14 protein-coding genes and 1 other RNA gene are annotated in these 19,562 nt (G+C 69.9%); 8 read left to right on the top strand and 7 right to left on the bottom strand.

Going from position 1 to position 19,562, the window contains the following annotated elements:
• Positions 1 to 129: 129 nt before the first annotated feature.
• The 3 genes from rnpB to map all read right to left on the bottom strand — a co-directional run bounded on the left by rnpB (position 130) and on the right by map (position 2,326).
• Positions 130 to 490, bottom strand: an RNA gene (gene rnpB, locus ITJ56_RS07940) — RNase P RNA component class A.
• A gap of 146 nt (positions 491 to 636) precedes the next feature.
• The gene (ppgK, locus tag ITJ56_RS07935) at positions 637 to 1,386 is read right to left on the bottom strand and encodes a polyphosphate--glucose phosphotransferase (protein WP_194629410.1); all 750 of its coding nucleotides are present in this window, start codon (positions 1,384 to 1,386) and stop codon (positions 637 to 639) included.
• 76 nt (positions 1,387 to 1,462) lie between these two features.
• A complete protein-coding gene (map, locus tag ITJ56_RS07930; protein ID WP_194629408.1) occupies positions 1,463 to 2,326 on the bottom strand; it encodes a type I methionyl aminopeptidase in 864 nt (287 codons plus the stop codon).
• Positions 2,327 to 2,476: 150 nt separating this feature from the next.
• Here map and ITJ56_RS07925 point away from each other — a divergent pair, with 150 nt between their 5' ends.
• From ITJ56_RS07925 to ITJ56_RS07900, 6 genes are all read left to right on the top strand, one after another.
• Complete coding sequence (locus ITJ56_RS07925) at positions 2,477 to 2,656, top strand: SPOR domain-containing protein (protein ID WP_111023013.1); 180 nt, start codon at positions 2,477 to 2,479, stop codon at positions 2,654 to 2,656.
• 104 nt (positions 2,657 to 2,760) lie between these two features.
• Entirely contained in the window at positions 2,761 to 4,098 is a 1,338-nt protein-coding gene (gene glnA / locus ITJ56_RS07920) for a type I glutamate--ammonia ligase (RefSeq protein WP_194629406.1), read from the top strand.
• A gap of 36 nt (positions 4,099 to 4,134) precedes the next feature.
• On the top strand, positions 4,135 to 7,086 hold the full coding sequence (locus ITJ56_RS07915) for a bifunctional [glutamine synthetase] adenylyltransferase/[glutamine synthetase]-adenylyl-L-tyrosine phosphorylase (RefSeq protein WP_194629404.1): 2,952 nt from the start codon (positions 4,135 to 4,137) through the stop codon (positions 7,084 to 7,086).
• A 526-nt stretch (positions 7,087 to 7,612) separates the two neighbouring features.
• Positions 7,613 to 9,235, top strand: a complete 1,623-nt coding sequence (locus ITJ56_RS07910) for a glycosyltransferase family 2 protein (protein WP_194629402.1) — start codon at positions 7,613 to 7,615, stop codon at positions 9,233 to 9,235.
• Complete coding sequence (locus tag ITJ56_RS07905; protein ID WP_194629400.1) at positions 9,228 to 10,796, top strand: glycoside hydrolase family 26 protein; 1,569 nt, start codon at positions 9,228 to 9,230, stop codon at positions 10,794 to 10,796. Before ITJ56_RS07910 ends, ITJ56_RS07905 begins: the two co-directional genes overlap by 8 nt.
• The gene (locus ITJ56_RS07900) at positions 10,793 to 12,220 is read left to right on the top strand and encodes a UDP-glucose dehydrogenase family protein (protein WP_194629398.1); all 1,428 of its coding nucleotides are present in this window, start codon (positions 10,793 to 10,795) and stop codon (positions 12,218 to 12,220) included. The genes ITJ56_RS07905 and ITJ56_RS07900 overlap by 4 nt, the downstream gene beginning before the upstream one ends.
• Positions 12,221 to 12,570: 350 nt before the next feature.
• Here ITJ56_RS07900 and glnA (ITJ56_RS07895) read toward each other — a convergent pair whose 3' ends face one another.
• Positions 12,571 to 13,995, bottom strand: coding sequence for a type I glutamate--ammonia ligase (gene glnA / locus ITJ56_RS07895; protein ID WP_194629396.1), 1,425 nt, complete (start codon positions 13,993 to 13,995; stop codon positions 12,571 to 12,573).
• Positions 13,996 to 14,137: 142 nt separating this feature from the next.
• On the opposite strand from glnA (ITJ56_RS07895), the gene ITJ56_RS07890 reads away from it, so the two are divergent.
• On the top strand, positions 14,138 to 14,593 hold the full coding sequence (locus tag ITJ56_RS07890) for an RDD family protein (protein WP_194629394.1): 456 nt from the start codon (positions 14,138 to 14,140) through the stop codon (positions 14,591 to 14,593).
• Positions 14,594 to 14,847: 254 nt separating this feature from the next.
• Here ITJ56_RS07890 and ITJ56_RS07885 read toward each other — a convergent pair whose 3' ends face one another.
• Positions 14,848 to 15,564: a DUF4191 domain-containing protein gene (locus ITJ56_RS07885; protein ID WP_194629392.1), complete on the bottom strand. Its 717-nt coding sequence runs from the start codon at positions 15,562 to 15,564 to the stop codon at positions 14,848 to 14,850.
• 128 nt (positions 15,565 to 15,692) lie between these two features.
• Between ITJ56_RS07885 and ITJ56_RS07880 the strand changes: the two genes are divergently transcribed.
• Entirely contained in the window at positions 15,693 to 16,481 is a 789-nt protein-coding gene (locus tag ITJ56_RS07880) for a hypothetical protein (RefSeq protein ID WP_194629390.1), read from the top strand.
• 101 nt (positions 16,482 to 16,582) lie between these two features.
• On the opposite strand, the gene sucB is transcribed toward ITJ56_RS07880, so the two are convergent.
• Both sucB and lpdA read right to left on the bottom strand, forming a co-directional pair.
• Entirely contained in the window at positions 16,583 to 18,094 is a 1,512-nt protein-coding gene (sucB, locus tag ITJ56_RS07875; RefSeq protein WP_194629389.1) for a 2-oxoglutarate dehydrogenase, E2 component, dihydrolipoamide succinyltransferase, read from the bottom strand.
• Positions 18,095 to 18,167: 73 nt separating this feature from the next.
• Positions 18,168 to 19,541: a dihydrolipoyl dehydrogenase gene (lpdA, locus tag ITJ56_RS07870; protein WP_194629388.1), complete on the bottom strand. Its 1,374-nt coding sequence runs from the start codon at positions 19,539 to 19,541 to the stop codon at positions 18,168 to 18,170.
• Between the last annotated feature and the right edge of the window lie 21 nt (positions 19,542 to 19,562).

Here is a 19,562-nt window from a genome sequence, read left to right as displayed (position 1 = left end):
CGCTCCGAGAGGTCACGAACTGTCGGCTGTGGTGGCGCCGGCCGACAGTTGGTGACCACTCGGCGAAGCTGAGCGGGGAGTCGTGACCGCGCGCGCCGCTCGCGCAGGACAACGCGGCACGGAGAAGGGCGAATGGGCCGGCCGTACGCCGGGTTCTGTCCCGCCGCTTGCACGGCGGTGACGGCCATCTCTCTCGGACCGACGTTGCCGTCGGCCTCCAGCGGTCTACCCGAGGACTCGGCGAGCAGCCTCAGCGTCCTCTGTCTGACCTTGCTCCGGGCGAGGTTTACCGAGCGGATCCGGTCACCCGGACCCCTGGTGGTCTCTTACACCACCGTTTCACCCTTACCGACGTTGCCGCCGGCGGTCTGCTTTCTGTGGCACTGTCTCGCGGATTGCTCCGGGTGGGTGTTACCCACCGCCCTGCTCTGTGGAGCCCGGACGTTCCTCGGCGCTCCCGGGGGAGCGACGCGACCGTCTCACCGACCCATTCGCTGCAGTGAGTCTACCCGGCTCGCGGTGCCCGATGCGAGGGGCACCCGACGCACACGCGTACCTGATGAGAACGGGCGTACCTGGTCGGAAGTTCCGATCAGGTACGCCCGATTCGACCAGGTACGCCCGGTTCGACCAGGACTAGACGCTGCGCGCGGCGAGGGTCGCAGCGCCGATGATGCCGGCGTTGTTGCGGAGCGTCGCCGGGATGATCTCCGCCTGCAGGTCGAGCAGCGGGAGGAACTCCTCGTACTGCTTCGAGACCCCGCCGCCGACGACGAACAGCTCGGGGGAGAGCAGCGCCTCGAGGGTCGAGTAGTACTTCTGCAGCCGCTTCGCCCAGTGCTTCCACGACAGGTCGTCGCGTTCCTTGGCGGCGAACGAGGCGCGGGACTCGGCGTCGTGCCCCTCGATCTCCAGGTGCCCGAGCTCAGAGTTGACGATCAGGACGCCGTCGTTGATGAGCGCGGTGCCGATGCCGGTGCCGAGCGTGGTCACGATGACCAGGCCGGCCCGGCCCTTCGCGGCGCCGAACTGCTGCTCGGCGAACCCGGCGGCGTCGGCGTCGTTCACGAAGTGGATCGGGCGGCCGAGCTCCTTCTCGAACAGGGCCTCGGCCTCGAAGCCGATCCACTTCTTCGAGACGTTCGCGGCGGACATCGTCTTGCCGTCCCGCACGATCGCGGGGAAGCACACGCCCACGGCGACGTCGTCGGCCGGAGCGAGCTCGCCGATGATCTCCTTCACGACCGCGGTGATGTCCTGGGGCTTGCCGCCCTCCGGGGTGGCCTTCTTGATGCGGTCCGTGGTGAGTGCACCAGAGGCGACGTCGACGATCGCGCCCTTGATGCCCGTACCACCGATGTCGACGCCGACTGCGAGGGAGGTCATGAGGTTGTCGTGCCTTTCGGTTGCCTGCCGGAGGTGCCCGGTCAGGAAGAGGTGCCCGGTCAGGAAGAGGGGCCGGTCAGGAGACGGTGAGCAGTTCCGCGCCGCGTTCGGTGACGACGAGGGTGTGCTCGAACTGCGCGGTCCACGACTTGTCGCGCGTCGAGACGGTCCAGTCGTCCGACCAGATGTCGGCCTCGATGCCGCCGAGCGTGAGCATGGGCTCGATGGTGAACACCATGCCCGGCTCGATCACCGTGTCGTACTGCGGCGCGTCGTAGTGCGGGATGATCAGGCCCGAGTGGAAGGCCCGACCGACGCCGTGGCCGGTGTAGTCCCGGACGACGCCGTAGCCGAAGCGCTTCGCGTACGCCTCGATCGCGCGGCCGATGACGTTCACCTGGCGACCGGGGGCGACGGCCTTGATGCCGCGGCGCAGTGCTTCTTCGGTCCGTGTCACCAGGTCCGACACCTCGGGAGCGGCCTGGCCGACGACGAACGTCCGGTTCGTGTCACCGTGCATGCCGTCCTTGTAGGCGGTGATGTCGATGTTGACGAGGTCGCCCTCCTGCAGGACGGTGTCGTCGGGGATGCCGTGGCAGATGACCTCGTTCAGGCTGGAGCACAGCGACTTCGGGTACCCGCGGTAGCCCAGGGTGGAGGGGTAGGCCCCGTGCGCGACGACGTACTCGTGGCCGATGCGGTCGAGCTCGTCGGTGGTGACGCCGGGACGGATGGCGGCCCCGACGGCGTCGATGGCCTGCGACGCGATGCGCCCGGCCACGCGGATGCGTTCGACCTCGTCCGGGGTGTAGGTGTCACCGAGTCCGTGCTCGTGGGGCGCGACCTTCCCGACGTACTCCGGACGCTCGATGTCCTTCGGGACGGCGCGGTGCGGGGAGATACGGCCGGCGGTCAGGTGTCCGTGTTCGTCCCGGGGCATGCGGACCACTCTAGCCGCGGCGCGACGCGCCGAGCGCAACGGCCCCACGGTGCGGCCCGACGTGGTGGGCGCGACCCCCGGGAGGCCCGGTGCCGGTCCCGCCGGACCGGCACCGGGCCTCCCGGCCGTGACCTGGGTACGGTGGGCGACATGAGCGAAGAACGCATCGAGTCCCAGTGGTGGTTCAACGACAAGACCGGTCAGGTCGAGCAGGGCCCGCAGTCCCCGCAGCGCGACCGGATCGGTCCGTTCGCGACGCGCGAGGAGGCGCAGCACGCGCTCGACCGCATCGCCGCGAACAACGAGAAGTGGGACGCCGAGGACCGCTGACGACCGCACGGTGACGGCGCGTCGCACGCCCCCGCTGACAGCGCCCGACCACTAGCCTGGGACCTGGCCCTCCAGCGGCCACCCGATCCACGGAAAGGTCGTGCATGGACAAGCAGACGGACTTCGTGCTCCGCACCATCGAGGAGCGCGGCATCAAGTTCATCCGACTCTGGTTCACGGACGTCATCGGGACGCTGAAGTCGGTGGCGATCGCCCCGGCCGAGGTCGAGGGCGCCTTCGCCGAGGGCATCGGGTTCGACGGCTCCGCGATCGAGGGCCTGACCCGCTCGTACGAGGCCGACGTGCTGGCGCACCCGGACCCCTCGACGTTCCAGATCCTCCCGTGGCGCGGCGAGATCGACCCCACCGCCCGGATGTTCTGCGACATCACGACGCCGGACGGGCAGCCCGCCGTGGCCGACCCCCGCAACGTGCTGAAGCGCACGCTGGCCCGGGCGAGCGACCGCGGGTTCACGTTCTACACGCACCCCGAGATCGAGTTCTACCTGCTCAAGAGCCGCGAGTGGAAGGACGGCGGCCCGCAGCCCGTCGACCAGGCCGGCTACTTCGACAACGTCCCCGGCGGCAGCGCCCACGACTTCCGGCGCCGCTCCGTCCGGATGCTCGAGGACCTCGGCATCTCGGTGGAGTTCAGCCACCACGAGGCCGGCCCCGGACAGAACGAGATCGACCTCCGCTACGCCGACGCGCTGACCATGGCGGACAACATCATGACCTTCCGCACCGTGGTGAAGGAGGTCGCGATCGAGCAGGGCGTCTACGCGACGTTCATGCCGAAGCCGATCTCCGGTCAGCCCGGGTCCGGCATGCACACCCACGTCTCGCTCTTCGAGGGCGATCAGAACGCCTTCTACGAGGCCGGCGGGGAGTACCAGCTCTCGCAGACCGCCAAGCACTTCATCGCGGGTGTGCTCAAGCACGCGCCGGAGATCACCGCGGTGACGAACCAATTCGTCAACTCGTACAAGCGCCTCTGGGGCGGTGACGAGGCCCCGTCGTTCGTGACCTGGGGCCACAACAACCGCTCGGCCCTGGTCCGTGTCCCGCTCTACAAGCCGAACAAGGGCCAGTCGTCGCGCATCGAGTACCGCGGCATCGACTCCGCGGCGAACCCGTACCTGGCGTACTCGCTGCTGCTCGCAGCCGGACTCAAGGGCATCGAGGAGGAGTACGAACTCCCCGCCGAGGCCGAGCACGACGTCTGGAGCCTCAGTGACTCGGAGCGGAAGGCCCTCGGCTACAGCCAGCTGCCGTCGAGCCTCGACCACGCGCTGAGCCTGATGGAGGACTCCGAGCTGGTGGCCGAGACCCTCGGCGAGCAGGTCTTCAACTTCGTGCTGCTCAACAAGCGGCAGGAGTGGAAGCGCTACCGCGACCAGGTCACGCCCTTCGAGCTCGACACCAACCTCGGCGCGCTCTAGAACCGAGCGCCCTGACCCCTCGGGAGCACGTTCCACATGACCGGTCGGACGCCGACGTCACGCTCCGAGCTGGCCCGCCTGGGGTTCGCCGAGCTCTCGGAGAGCCTGGAGCGGAGCGCCGACCTGGAGGCCCGGTTCGGCCCATACGTGCCGCTGCCGGTCGGTGGGTCTGCCGTGCTCTGGGGCGGTACCGCCGATCCCGACGGTGCGCTGCGGATGCTGGAGCGGCTGCTCGAGCGTTCGCCGGACGCGCTCCGGCCCGTCCTCACGGACGAGGCCGCCACCGAGCGCCTGGTGCGCCTGCTCGGCTCCTCGATCGGGCTCGGGGATTTCCTGCACCGTCGTCCGGCCGAGCTCGCTCTGCTGCTCGAACCCGTCGGCGCGCCGTGGTCGCAGGAGCGGTACACGGCCTCGCTGGCCCAGGCGATCGACGGCGCGACCGGCGAGGACGCCCGGATGCGCCTCCGGGTCCGCTACCGCCGGCACCTCGCTCAGATCGCCCTGTACGACGTGCTGCACCCCGTGCCGACCGACGCGTTCCCGGCCGTGGCAGCGGGTCTGGCCGACCTCGCCGGGGCCGCCCTCGACGCCGCGGTGGACGTCGCCCGCCGCGAGGTCCCGTTCCCGGCGGCCGAGGTCGCCGCCACCCCGCTCGCGGTCATCGCGATGGGCAAGGCCGGCGCCCGCGAGCTCAACTACGTCAGCGACGTCGACGTCATCTTCGTGACCGAGGGCACCAACGCGGTCCCCACCGACCGGGCGGTGCTCGTGTCCACCCGGATCGCGATCGCAGCGACGCACGTGATCACCGACCTCGCCGCCGAACCCGCCCTGTGGGAGGTCGACGCGAACCTCCGGCCGGAGGGCAAGGACGGCGCCCTGGTGCGCACACTCGACTCGCACGTGGCCTACTACGAGCGGTGGGCGAAGGCGTGGGAGTTCCAGGCGCTGCTCAAGGCCCGCCCGATCGCCGGGTCCGCCGACCTCGGCGCCCGTTACGCCGAGGCCGTGGCGCCGTTCGTGTGGAACTCGTCGACGCGCCCCGGGTTCGTGGAGTCGGTCCAGCGCATGCGCGAGCGGGTCACCGAACACATCCCGGACGCCGACGTCGACCGGCAGCTCAAGCTCGGCCCGGGTGGCCTGCGCGACGTCGAGTTCACCGTGCAGCTCCTGCAGCTCGTGCACGGGCGTGACGACGAGTCGGTGCGGGTCCGCTCCACGCTCGAGGCGATGGACGCGCTGACCGACGCCGGGTACGTCGGTCGTGCCGAGGCGGCTCGGTTCGGCCCGGACTACGCCCTGCTGCGCGTGCTCGAACACCGGATCCAGCTCCGTCGGCTCCAGCGCACGCACCGCATGCCCACCGACGAGGAAGAACTGCGGGTGCTCGCCCGGTCGAGCCGGGTGGGGACCTCGGCCTCGGCGCTGGAGGCCCGGTGGCGCCAGGTGAAGCTCGAGGTCCGCGGGCTGCACGAGCGGCTGTTCTACCGGCCGCTGCTCTCCGCCGTGGCGTCGACCGAGGACGAGATCGTCCTGACCAACGACCAGGTGGTCGACCGGCTGTCCGGCGTCGGCTTCGTCGACCCGGCCGGGGCGGTCCGGCACATCCGGGCGCTCACGCAGGGCACGAGCCGGCGCGCCGCCATCCAGCGGAACCTGCTGCCGGTCCTGCTGCGGTGGATGGCCGAGGGACCGGCGCCGGACCGGGCGCTCCTGGCCTTCCGGCGGCTCAGTGACGCGCTGGGGGAGTCGAGCTGGTTCCTCCGCATGCTCCGTGACTCGTCCGGGGCCGCCCACTCCCTCACCACGGTGTTGTCGGAGTCGGCGTTCCTGTCCGGGCTGCTCGAGCGGTTCCCCGAGGCCGTGGCCTGGCTCGATGAGCCCGAGGCCCTCCTGCGTCCGCGGCCGATCGACTCGCTCCTGGCCGAGATGACCGCCACCACCGCTCGCCACGGCAACGACGTCGACGGCGCGGCGGCCCTGCTGCGGTCGGCCCGCCGGCGGGAGACCCTGCGGCTCGGCATGGCCGCCGTGCTCGGGCACCTCGACGTCGACGGCCTCGGTCCGGCACTGAGCGACGTCACCGAGGCGACGCTCGCCGGTGCCCTCGCCCTTGCCCGCCGCGATGCCCCCGACGGCTTCGAGTTCGGGGTCATCGCGATGGGACGGTACGGCGGCCGGGAGCTCGGCTTCGGCTCGGACGCCGACGTCCTCTACGTGTACCGTGCGCCGGACCTGCCGACCGAGGTCGCATCCCGCGCAGCCCAGACCGTCGTGCGCGAGCTCAACCGCCTGACCGAGGACACGATCCACCCGCTCGACCTCGACATCGACCTGCGCCCCGAGGGGAAGAACGGCCCAGTGGTGCGCACGCTCGAGTCCTACGGCGCCTACTACGCCCGGTGGTCGCTCACGTGGGAGGCGCAGGCGCTCCTCCGTGCCCGCGGCGCCGTGGGGGATGCCCAGCTCCTCCGCGACTTCGAGCACCTCGCCGACCGCACCCGGTACCCGGAACGCATCGACGAGCACGAGGTGCGCGAGGTGCGCCGCATCAAGGCCCGGGTCGAGTCGGAGCGGCTGCCGCGCGGTGCCGACCCGGCGCGACACCTCAAGCTCGGCCGCGGGTCACTCAGCGACGTCGAGTGGTTCGTGCAGCTCCTGCAACTGCAGCACGCACTCGAGATCCCGGCACTCCGCACGACTTCGACGCTCCAAGCGCTCGACGGAGCGGTCGCCGCGGGGCTGGTGGCCCCCGAGGACGGCGAGCGACTCGGTGCGGCGTGGCGGTTCGCCTCCCGTACCCGCAGCGCGCTCGTCCTGTGGTCCGGCAAGACCACGGACGTGCTGCCGATCGCCCGGGTGCAGCTCGAAGGGGTCGCGCGCCTGCTGGAGTACCCGCCGGGGTCCGCGAGCCAGCTCGAGGACGACTACCTCGGCGTCACGCGCCGCGCACGTCAGGTGTTCGAGCGCGAGTTCTACGGCGCCTGAGACCCCGTCCCGCACGCCACGGACGGGGGCTGCGACACGCCCGGGGTTCGTCGGAACGGCCCGGGGTGAGCAGCCGTCGAAGGTGAATTCTCCGCGTCGCGCTCCGTCCCCCGATCGGCCGACGTTCGTACCCCTGTTCGAAGCGCGCCGCCCGCCGTCACCGCTCCGTGACCGAAGTCCCACCGGACCGCAACGGGACCTTTTCCGGTGCCCCCGACGCGCCTGGTGACCTCTCCCTGAACAGGACTTTCCTTTCCGCACGATTCGTGCCTCCAGGCCGCACCTGTCGTCCTTCCGGACGCGAGACGACGCGGAGCCGGTCCACAGGAGTGCTGTCAGCACGACGGGGGACCGCGCAGCTCCGCCGATAGGTGGACCAGTGTGTACCCCGTAACGCGCCGGCAACACCCCCGGACGGGGGCCGCGTTGCGCCGGCGTTCAGCTTTTGCGTCAATTGGCTCACCCGAACCGGCCCCGATTTCTCGATGAAGCGGAATCTCCACCTCGAACGTTGAAGCAGGGATCAGTGTTCACCTTCATTCTGCAGATCAGGCAGATGGTCGAAGGGCATCCCGAGTTCTACCTGTTCGCCGTGTACTCCGCGGTGATCTGGTTGCTCTGGTTGCTCAAGGTCGTCATCTCCGCCCGCTACCGCCCCTTCACCGGCACCTTCGTCGGTACCACCAGCGTCGTCGTCCCCGTCGTGGACGAACCGCTCGACCTGTTCCGCGACGTCATCGGGCGCATGGTCGAGCAGCGACCCGGCGAGATCATCGTCGTCATCAACGGAGCCCGCAACGAGGCGCTCGAAGCGGTCTGCGACGAGTTCGCCCCGCTCGTCCGCTGGACCCACACGCCCATCCCGGGCAAGCGCAACGCCGTCAAGGTCGGCACCGAGATGTCGAACGGCGACATCACGGTGCTCGTCGACTCGGACACGGTCTGGACGCCCGGCGCACTCGAGGAGCTGCTCCGGCCGTTCGCCGACGAGTCCGTCGGTGGTGTCACCACCCGGCAGCGCATCCTCGAACCGGAGCGCAGCTGGATCACCCGCTGGGCCGACTGGCTCGAGAACTCGCGGGCGCTCTACTCGATGCCGGCGCAGAGCGTCCTCGGGCAGATCGGCTGCCTGCCCGGGCGCACCATCGCGTTCCGCCGGAACATCCTCGTGCGAGTGATGGACCGGTTCATGCACGAGAAGTTCATGGGCGTGTTCCTCGAGGTCTCCGACGACCGCACGCTGACGAACCTCACGCTCAAGGAGGGGTACCGCACGGTCTACCAGTACACCTCGCTGGTCTACACGGACGCCCCGCTCCAGGTGAAGAAGCTCTTCAAGCAGCAGCTCCGCTGGGCACGCGGTTCGCAGTACAACACCCTGCGGATGCTCCCGTGGATGCTCGGACACGCCCCGATCCTGGCGGCCTTCTTCATCACTGACATCATCCTGCCGTTCATGCTCTTCGGCGTGATCGCGGGCTGGATCTACCGCGCCTTCACCGGTCAGGGCGAGAACCTGTACCAGGGCATCCTGTCCCAGTACGGCTTCTCCACGGGCTTCGTGTACGTCGCCGCCCTGATGGTGATCTCGAGCGTGCTGAGCATGGCGATCCGGCAGATGCGACACCTGGCCGAGAAGCCGAGCGACTTCTTCCGCCTGCCGATGTTCATCATCGTGTCGACGTTCTTCCTCATGCCGATCCGCCTCATCGGCTTCTTCCGCCTGGCGCACGCGTCCGGCTGGGGGACCCGTGCCGGCGCCTACGCCGGTGGCCCGATGCAGGAGGACCCCGCGGATGCCGCCCAGCCGATCGCGTCCACTGCGCAGGTCCCGGTGAGCCCGATCGACGCGGAACGGGCCCGCGCGGCGGGGTCGTCCGGGTCGGGTTCTGTCGCCCCGCTCGAGGCCGTCGACCAGGTGGCCGTGGACCGTGCGTTCGACGAGCTCTTCGGCGCCGACGCGGCGACCAACTCCACCACCACCGTGCTCGCCACCCGCCGCGAGGCCGCAGCCGCGGTCGCGCAGCAGGAGGCCCAGCGAGCAGCCGCGCCGGCCGCGGCCCGAGCCCGCCGGTACAACCCGTACGCAGCGATCCCGTACTGCATCGGCATCGCGATCTTCGCCCTGGAGGCGTTCCTCATTGTCTGACTTCATCCGTTCCTCGGGTACCTGGTGGGCGCAGTCGAGCAAGCACGCCCGCTGGACGGCCGTCGGCACGACCGCCATCGTGCTCGCCCTGGCACTCATCACCTGGTCGGTCTGGATCTCGCCGGCCGGCCCCGTCTCCACCGCCGTGCACCACGCGCTCGGCGTCGATCCCCCGAAGGCCAAGAAGGTCTCTGCTGCCGAGCTGCAGACGCAGCTCGACGCCGCCCAGGAGCGCATCTGGGCGCTCGAGGGCAAGCTCGACTCCCGCACGGCCCAGGCCGGGTCGCGTGGTGACCAGATCACGGAGCTCAAGGCGCAGATCGCGTCGCTCCAGTCCCAGCTCGGTGCCGCGAAGGGCTCGGGAGGCTCGTCCACCGTGAACGCCGCGGGTTCCGGCAACGGTGGCTCGGGTTCCGGCGGGGCCGGCGCGGGTTCCGGCAACGGGACCGGGTCTGGTTCGTCGGACAACGGGTCTGGCAGCGGATCCGGTTCCGGCAACGGGTCGGGCTCCGGCAACGGCGGTGCGACGAAGCCGAACCCCGGCCCCTCGACCGACCCCGGTGCCACCCCGGTCGTGACGCCGACGAAGGCCGAGGTCCTCGCGCAGCAGTCGCGCTGGTACGGCCTGTACACCGAGCAGTCGCCCTTCAACTGGGCGGAGTACGACGAGGTCTCCCGGCAGGTCGGGACCGCGTCGAACATGACCGGTTTCTTCCAGGGCTTCGACCAGGACTTCAACGCCACCGCCGTGCAGCGGTCGTGGGCCAACGGGCGCGTCCCGCTCATGACGTGGGAGACGGTCCCGGCGCAGACCGGGAACGACCAGAAGTACGTCCCCGGGTACACCAACGAGGACATCTCCGGTGGTGCGTTCGATGCCTACCTGACCGCATACGCCAAGGCGCTCGCGGCCAACGGGCAGCCGATGGTCATCCGTCTCGACCACGAGATGAACGGCTCCTGGTACAACTGGGCCGAGGGGGATGCCCAGCAGAATGCCGCAGGGTCCTACGTGACGATGTGGCAGCACGTGCACGACGTCTTCCAGGCGAACGGCGCGAACGACTACGTCATCTGGGACTGGTCCCCGAGCCGCATCGACAAGCTCGGGAACCCGAAGTACCAGACGCTGGACTACATGCGGCAGTACTACCCGGGCGCGGACTACGTCGACTGGGTCGGCATGAGCGGCTACTACCGCGACGCCACCGAGCAGCCGACGTTCGCGACCACCTTCGGAGCGACACTCGCGCAGCTCCGGCAGATCGCGCCGGGCAAGGGCATCATGCTCAACGAGATCGGGGCGACCGAGACCGGGACCAGCGTCTCGGACCCCCAGAAGACGCAGTGGATCAACTCGCTGTTCGATGCGCTGGCGGACCCCGCCAACGCCGACGTCATCGGGTTCGCGTACTTCAGCGAGACCGCGACGACCATCGTCGACGGCAAGCGCACCACGAACGACTGGCGACTCAACTCCCGCGCCGACTCCCTGCAGGCATTCGCCCAGGGCATCAAGCGCAACGACATCGACTACGACCTGCAGGAGGTCACGCAATGAGCGAGTCCGAGAAGTCGACCGCATCGGCCGACACCCGCCCCGCACCCGTCATCAGCGTCATCGGCACCGGCTACCTCGGTGCCACCCACGCGGCTGCCATGGCCGAGATGGGCTTCGAGACCATCGGCGTCGACATCGACCCGTCGAAGCTCGCCGCCCTCTCCGCCGGTGAGGTCCCGTTCTTCGAGCCCGGGCTGCCCGAGCTCATCACGAAGCACGTGGCCAGCGGCAAGCTCCGCTTCACGGCGGACATCGCCGCCGCGGTGGCCGCAGCGGACGTCCACTTCGTCTGCGTCGGCACCCCCCAGAAGGCCGGGTCGCACGCCGCGAACCTGGCCTACGTCGAGAGCGCCACCCGCGGTGTCGCCGAGAACCTCACCCACCCGGGGCTCATCGTCGGCAAGTCGACGGTGCCGGTCGGCACGGCGGCACGGCTCCGCGGCATCGTCCGCGAGTTCACGCCGTCGGGGATCGACGCCGAACTCATCTGGAACCCGGAGTTCCTGCGTGAGGGCAAGGCCGTGGAGGACACCCTGCACCCGGACCGCCTGGTCTGGGGCGGTGCGTCCGAGGCCGCCGACGGCGTGATCCGCGAGGTCTACGCGGCACCGATCAGCGAGGGCACGCCGGTCATCACGACCGACCTGGCCACCGCCGAGCTCGTCAAGGTCAGCGCCAACGCGTTCCTCGCCACGAAGATCTCGTTCATCAACGCGATCTCCGAGATGTGCGCCATCACCGGGGCCGACGTGACGACGCTCGCCGATGCCCTGGGTCACGACGCCCGAATCGGCCGGAAGTTCCTGAACGCCGGCCTCGGCTTCGGCGGGGGTTGCCTGCCGAAGGACATCCGGGCGCTCATGTACCGCGCGAACGAGATCGGCGCCGGTCAGGTCGTCGGCCTCATGCAGCAGGTCGACGAGATCAACATGGGCCAGCGCCAGCGGGTCATCGACATGGCGATCGAGTCGGCCGGGGGATCGGTGCTGAACCGTCGCGTGGCCGTCATCGGCGCCGCGTTCAAGCCGCTCACCGACGACGTGCGGGACTCCCCGGCGCTCAACGTCGCCGCTGCGCTGCACCTCCGCGGTGCCCAGGTCACGCTCTGGGACCCCGAGGCCATGGAGCCAGCGAAGCGCTCGTTCCCGACGCTGAGCTACGCCGCCTCGATGAACGATGCGATCGAGGGTGCGGACGTGGTCCTCGTGCTCACCGAGTGGGACGACATCATCACCGCCGACCCGGCCGCTCTCGGAGACCTCGTCGGCCGCCGCGTCGTCATCGATGCGCGCAACTGCCTGCCGGTCCAGAACTGGGTGAAAGCGGGGTGGGCCGTCCGTTCCCTGGGACGGCCCACACCGGTCGCGGGTGCGCCGATGAGCGTCGCGGCGGGGACGAACGACGCGTTGGCCACGAGCCGCTAGTCACCGTCCGCGAGACGGGGTCCGTGGTCGTCTCGGGCCTGCCTGGTCGATTCGGGCGTACCTGGTCGGGAGTTCTGACCAGGTACGCCCGATTCCGGTTTCCAGTCCACGTGCGATGGGAAGGAACGTGCGTCGCGACCGCCTGGAGGGCCGGCGCCCGCCCGCCGGACGGGCGCCGGGCCTCCAGGCGGTCGCCTCCGCACCCCGCGCTCACGGTGGCCGCGTCGGCACGCGCCGGGCGACACCTCACGGGCGGCGCAGCCCGTAAGGTGCCGCCCACCCGGAAACGTGGCCGGCACGGCGAAGGGCCCCGCACCTGACGGTGCGGGGCCCTTCGGGGTCAGCGGGACTCAGACGCCGAAGTACAGCTCGTACTCGAACGGGTGCGGGCGCTGCGCCAGCGGGAGGATCTCGTTCTCACGCTTGTAGTCGATCCAGGTCTGGATGAGGTCCTCGGTGAAGACGTTGCCCTTCGTGAGGAACTCGTGGTCCGCCTCGAGCGCGTCGAGCGCCTCGTCGAGGGAGCCGGGGACCTGCGGGATGCCCTTGGCCTCCTCCGGGGGGAGCTCGTAGAGGTCCTTGTCGACCGGCTCGTGCGGCTCGATGCGGTTCTGGATGCCGTCGAGGCCTGCCATCAGCTGTGCAGCGAAGGCGAGGTACGGGTTGCCGGAGGCGTCAGGCGCGCGGAACTCGATGCGCTTGGCCTTCGGGTTCGTGCCCGTGATCGGGATGCGGATCGCCGCCGAGCGGTTGCCGGCCGAGTAGACCAGGTTGACCGGGGCCTCGAACCCCTTGACCAGACGGTGGTACGAGTTGATCGACGGGTTGGTGAAGGCGAGCAGCGCGGAGGCGTGCTTCAGGATGCCGCCGATGTACCAGCGGGCGAGGTCCGAGAGGCCGCCGTAGCCGTTCTCGTCGTAGAACAGCGGCTTTCCGTCCGACCAGAGCGACTGGTGAGTGTGCATGCCCGAACCGTTGTCGCCGAAGAGCGGCTTCGGCATGAACGTGGCGACCTTGCCCCACTGATCGGCCGTGTTCTTGACGATGTACTTGAACTTCAGGATGTCGTCCGCGGCATGGACCATCGTGTCGAACTTGTAGTTGATCTCCTGCTGGCCGCCGGTGCCCACCTCGTGGTGCGAGCGCTCGAGCTCGAAGCCCGCGTCGATCAGCTTGAGGGTGATGTCGTCGCGCAGGTCGGCGGTCTTGTCGACCGGCGACACGGGGAAGTAGCCGCCCTTGTACGGGGTCTTGTTGGCGAGGTTGCCGCCCTCTTCGTCACGGCCGGTGTTCCAGGCGCCCTCTTCGGAGTCGACCGCGTAGAACGACTGGTTCTGGGTGACGGAGTAGCGGACGTCGTCGAAGATGTAGAACTCGGCCTCGGGGGCGAAGAACGCCGTGTCCGCGATGCCCGTCGACGCGAGGTACTTCTCGGCCTTCTTCGCCACCTGGCGCGGGTCGCGGCCGTAGATCTCGCCGTTCCGCGGATTGTAGATGTCGAAGATCATGATGAGCGTGCGCTCGGCGCGGAACTGGTCGACGTACGCCGTCGTCACATCGGGGATCAGCTGCATGTCGGACTCGTGGATCGACGCGAACCCACGGATCGAGGAGCCGTCGAACAGCTGCCCGACCGAGAAGAAGTCCTCGTCGACGGTGGAAGCGGGGATGTTGAAGTGCTGCTGCACACCCGGCAGGTCCGTGAAGCGGATGTCGAGGAACTTGACGTCGGTGTCCTTGATGAAGGCCAGGACCTCGGAGGAATCGCTGAACATGGGGCCGATCTCCAATGGGTTGGGTGATGTCGGAGGCACCGGTGAAGGAACCCTCCGACGAGGCTATTGACACGGGGTTTCCCGGACATGACTGGTTTGTTTCGGGCGTGTTACGCCCGGCCGGTCGCCTACCCTGGGGAGCATGGCCCGCAACACTCCCAGTCCGTCCGCGCCGTCCGATCACCCGGACGGGTGGCCGGGCAAGGACCTCGGCCTGCCGGAGACCGGGCCCCGCAGTGTGGGGCGGATCGGACGCCGCATCGTCGCCCTGCTCATCGACGGGGCGTTGGCCGACCTGGTCGCCTACGTGACGGGCGTGTGGTCGCCGGTGAGCGGCTCGGGTGACATCGCGCACACCTGGATCCAGCTCGCCATCTTCGCCGCGCTGCAGGTCGTGTTCATCTGCCTGCTGTCCGGGTCCTTCGGGCACGTCTGCGTCGGCCTGCGGGTCGTGCCGATGCGTGGAGGGTACGTCGGGGTGTGGCGTCCGATCGTCCGGACGGTGCTGCTGTGCCTCGTGGTGCCGGCGCTCATCATCGACCGGGACAGTCGCGGTGCGCACGACCGCATCGCGGGGACGGTGCTCGTCCGGCGCTGAGGTGTTGCTGGTCGCCACGTCGGCGGCGCGGCGGAGCGGCCTGGAGGCTCGCACGGTGCGAGGTCATCCGTCTGGTGCGAGGTTCTGTACTCGGTGCGCGCCTGCGCTTCTCGCACCGAGTACGGAACCGCGCACCATTCACGACCGGCTTCGAGCGACGTCGCACGGTGCAGGGTCGGCTGGCCGGCTCGCACGCACGAGGACGCCCCCGACCAGATCTGGTCGGGGGCGTCCTGGTGTACGGCGGGCTTCGGTCAGCGCGGCCGTCCGGCGCGGGCCCGCATCGGGTCCATGCCCTTCGGGATCGCGGCCGCAGGGCTCTGCGTCAGCGAGTCGAGACGGTTGGCGACGGCCAGGACCTCGTTGCGGTTGAGCGACTTCTTCAGCTTGTTCATCGCGCGGGGGAGCTTGTGCAGCGTCAGGCTGTCCCCGGTGCCGTCACCCACGTGCAGCACGTGCACGGCGACGTTCGGGACGATGCGCTGGACCTTGCGGCGCTCCTCGTCGACCTGACGGTTGAGGTTGCCGCGCTGCCCCTCCGTGATGAGCACGACCCCGGGACGACCGACGGCGCGGTAGACAGCGGCCTGCGAGCGGCCGTGCACGGCGACGGGCATCTCACTCGAACGCCACTGACGGCGGAGCGAGTTCGACAGCACGGCACCGACGGCACCGGGCTGGCCCTCGATCTGCGAGTACGCGGCACGCTCGGCCAAACGACCCAGCACGATCAGGAACAGCAGTACTCCGAGCAGGACGCCGGCGACGATCCACAGGATGATCGCGAGCCAGTTCTGCCCCGGCAGGAGCAGCGCGAGCAGGACACCGAGGACGACCGGGCCGACGAAGGCCAAGGCGAACCACCAGACCGACGACGGCTCGGCCTTGCGGGTCATCTGGAAGACCTGGAACATCTGCTTGAGACGCCCCGGCTCCTTCGCCTTCTTGTCCGTGGAAGAGCTGCGTGCCATGCGAACAGGATACGGCCTCCTCGCACCTGGGGAGACCGCCCCGTGTCCGGCTGTGCGCGAACACGCCCTGTCCACAGGTGGCGCAGGACGGCACGGGAGGCCCGCCCACCTCCGCCACGCTGGTGGCCATGCCGACGACTCCCGTCCACACCGATCACCCCGACCGCTGGATCGCGACCGATGACGAGTCCGCCCTGCTCGGCTGGGCTGCCGACCGCAGCGCGGCCGGCGAGCGGCACCTCGTGCCCGTCGCCGACGTCGGTCGGACGACGAGCGGCCGACTGGTGGTCGATCTCGAGCGCCCGACCGGGACACCGCTGGCCGCTGCGCTCGACCGGCTCGGCACGCCGACCACGGGCGTCGCGGTGACCCTGACCGTGCCGCTCCTCGAACTCCTGGTCGCCGCACACGACGGAGCGGTCCGCCTCGGCACGGCGGGCATCGACGACGTCATCGTGGACGACGCCGGAGCAGTTGTCGTGTGCGACCACCCGACGGGGGCGGACGGCAGCACGGCGTCGGCGTCGGACCTCGACGCCGCCATGACCCTCGTGCTCGCGGCCCGCACGGTGTGGGACCGTGTCGACCCCGGTGATCCGGTCAGGCACAGGGTCCTCACGGCGGTGCAGGATGCGCTCGAGGGGGACCGCACCGCCGTCCGGGCAGCGCTCGACGTGGTCCGTGGCAGCGCTGCGCCCCGGCCGTTCCGGTGGAGTCCGGTCCCGAGCGACCTCGTCTTCGCCGCACCGTCGCCGCCGGACGCTCCCGTCGCGCTGGTCGAGCGATTCCGTGACGTGGTCGAGCGCGGGATCCCGCTCGGTCCGGGGCGACGCCTGCCGCTCCGCCGCGTCCTGGTCGGCGTCGTCGTCGCGGTCGGGGCGGTCGTCGCCGCCCTGACCGCGGTCGGCAGCGGGTGACGGACCGGGCGCGCGGCGAGTGACGGACCGAGTGTGCGGCGGAACGGGAACGGCCCCGGCTCCCACGAGGGGAACCGGGGCCGTCGGCCGTGCTGCTGGGCTCAGTACCCGAGGTTCGGAGCGAAGTTGCCCTCTTCCAGGCGGTTCTTCACCGCGACGAGGTAGCGCGACGCGTCCGCACCGTCGATGATCCGGTGGTCGTACGACAGCGCGAGGTAGACGAACGAGCGGATCGCGATGGCCTCCTGGCCGTCGACCTTCACGACTGCCGGGCGCTTCGTCACGATGCCGGTCCCGAGGATCGCCGACTGGGGCAGGAACACCACGGGGGTGTCGAAGAGCGCGCCACGCGAACCGGTGTTGGTCAGCGTGAACGTCCCGCCGGCCAGCTCGTCGGGCTTGAGCTGGTTGTTCCGGGTGCGCTCGGCGAGGTCCGCGATGGACTTCGAGAACTGCGCGAGGTCGAGCGACGCCGCGTCCTTGATGACCGGGGTCAGCAGGCCGCGCTCGGTGTCCACCGCGATGGAGACGTTCTCGGTCTCCGGGTAGACGATCTCGTCACCCTCGACGGTCGAGTTGATCTTCGGGTGGGCCTTGAGCGCCTCGGACGCCGCGAGCGCGAAGAACGGCATGAAGGAGAGCTTCGAGCCGGTCTTCTCGACGAACTCCGCCTTGTGGGCGTCGCGGAACTGCGCCACCTTCGTGACGTCGACCTCGACGACGCTCGTGAGCTGCGCGGTCGAGGTCATCGACTGCACGGCACGCTCCGCGACGACCTTGCGCAGGCGCGTCATCTTCTCGCGGGTGCCGCGCAGCGGCGAGACCTCGGCGACGAACGGGCCGGACGTCGCGGTGGGTGCTGCTGCACCGGTGGCGGCGGGGGCCTTCGCGGCGGCGGCGAGGACGTCCTCCTTGCGGATGCGTCCTCCGACACCCGAACCGGTGACGGTGGACAGGTCGACGCCCTGCTCGTTGGCGAGCTTGCGCACGAGCGGGGTGACGTAACCGGAGACAGCGCCGTCCTGCGTCGGGTTGGGTACTGCAGCGGCTGCCGTGGTGCCGGGGGCGGCTGACGGAGCCGGCTCGGCAGCCGGAGCGGCCTGGGCCGGCACGGCTGCCGGGGGAGCGGCTGCGGGCGGCGGGACCGGAGCGGCGGCGGGGACCGGAGCGGCGGCGGGCGGCGCGGACGGTGCCTGCGGGGCGGCCGGCTGCGTCTGGCCGGCCGGAGCCGGCTCGGGCTCGGTGGGCTCCGGCGCCGGGGTCTCGGTTTCCTGCTCGGTGCTCGGAGCGGTCTCGGGCTTCTCGGCCTCGGCGGCGGCCGCGTTGGCGTCGTCAGCGTTGGCGTCGACGGACGAGCCCGAACCGGAGTCGGACGTGCCGTCACCGATCTTCACGAGGGCAGTGCCGACCTCGACGGTCTCGTCCTCCTGGACGAGGATCTCCTCGACGACGCCGGCGACCGGCGACGGGATCTCGGTGTCGACCTTGTCGGTCGAGACCTCGAGCAGCGGCTCGTCGACCTCGACCCGGTCACCGACGTTCTTCAGCCATCGGGTCACCGTGCCCTCGGTGACGCTCTCGCCGAGCGCCGGGAGGCTGACGGATTCGCTCATCGGGTGGACTCCTCTTCGCGGGGGATTGCAGTGGTTGGTGATGTCATTGTCACAGTGCGCGGACCCGTGGCGATCACAGCGCGTGGAGCGGCTTGCCCGCGAGGTGCATGAACGCCTCGCCGAGGGCTTCGTTCTGGGTCGGGTGGCCGTGGACCAGCGGAGCGACGTCCTCCGGGTAGGCCTCCCAGTTCACGGCGAGCTGGGCTTCGCCGATGAGCTCACCGACGCGGGCACCGATCATGCTCACGCCGACGACGGGACCGTCCACGACGCGCACGACCTTGACGGAGCCGGAGGTCCCGATGATGTGGCTCTTGCCGTTGCCGGCGAGGTTGTACTCGTACGAGTCCACCTTGTCGGCGCCGTACTGCTCCTCGGCCTTGGCCTGCGAGAGTCCGACCGACGCGACCTCGGGGTCGGAGTAGGTGATCTTCGGGATGTTCTTGTCCTCGATGACCACCGGGTTCAGGCCGGCGATCTCCTCGGCCACGAAGATGCCCTGCTGGAAGCCGCGGTGCGCGAGCTGCAGGCCGGGCACGATGTCGCCGACGGCGTAGACGTTCGGCAGGTTCGTCGCGAGGCGCTCGTTCGTGGTGACGAACCCGCGGTCCATCGCGACGCCGACCTCGTCGTACCCGACGTTCTGCGTGACGGGGCCACGACCGACCGCGACGAGCAGGACGTCGCCGTCGAAGGTCTTGCCGTCCTCGAGGGTGACGACGACGCCGTTCTCGTGCTGCTCGACGCCCTGGAACCGGACGCCGAGCGAGAACTCGATGCCGCGCTTGCGGAACGCGCGCTCGAGCTGCTTCGACATCGACTCGTCCTCGGCGGGGACGAGGTGCGGGAGGCCCTCGACGATCGTGACCTCGGCGCCGAAGGACTTCCAGACGCTGGCGAACTCGACGCCGATGACGCCACCGCCGAGGATGACGACCTTGTTCGGGACGTAGTCCATGCGGAGCGCGGTCTCGGAGGTGATCACGCGGCCACCGATCTCGAGCCCGGGCAGGGACTTCGAGTAGGAGCCGGTCGCGAGCACGATGTTCTTGCCGGTCACGGTCCGGTCGCCGACCTGGACGGTGTTCTGCGAGGTCAGCCGCCCCCAGCCCTCGACGACGGTGATGCCGCGGGCCTTGATCAGGCCCTGCAGGCCCTTGTACTTGGAGTTGATGACGCCCTGCTGGTAGTCGATGACCTTCGGCACGTCGACACCGGTGAACTCCGCGATGACGCCGTACTTCCCCGCGTCACGCGCGCCGTCGGCGATCTCCGCGGCGTGCAGCAGTGCCTTCGTCGGGATGCAGCCGCGGTGCAGGCACGTCCCCCCGAGCTTGTCGCCCTCGATGAGCGCGACGCTCATGCCGAGTTCGGCGGCCCGGAGCGCTGCGGCGTACCCACCGCTCCCGCCACCGAGGACCACGACGTCGTAAGTCTGTTCCGTCACCTGGTGCAACTCCCTCGTGCG

The organism is Curtobacterium sp. VKM Ac-1376, assembly GCF_015351025.1.
Lineage (GTDB): Bacteria > Actinomycetota > Actinomycetes > Actinomycetales > Microbacteriaceae > Curtobacterium.
The sequence above is the reverse complement of the archived record's forward strand: the minus strand, read 5'-3'. Positions and strand labels throughout refer to the sequence as shown.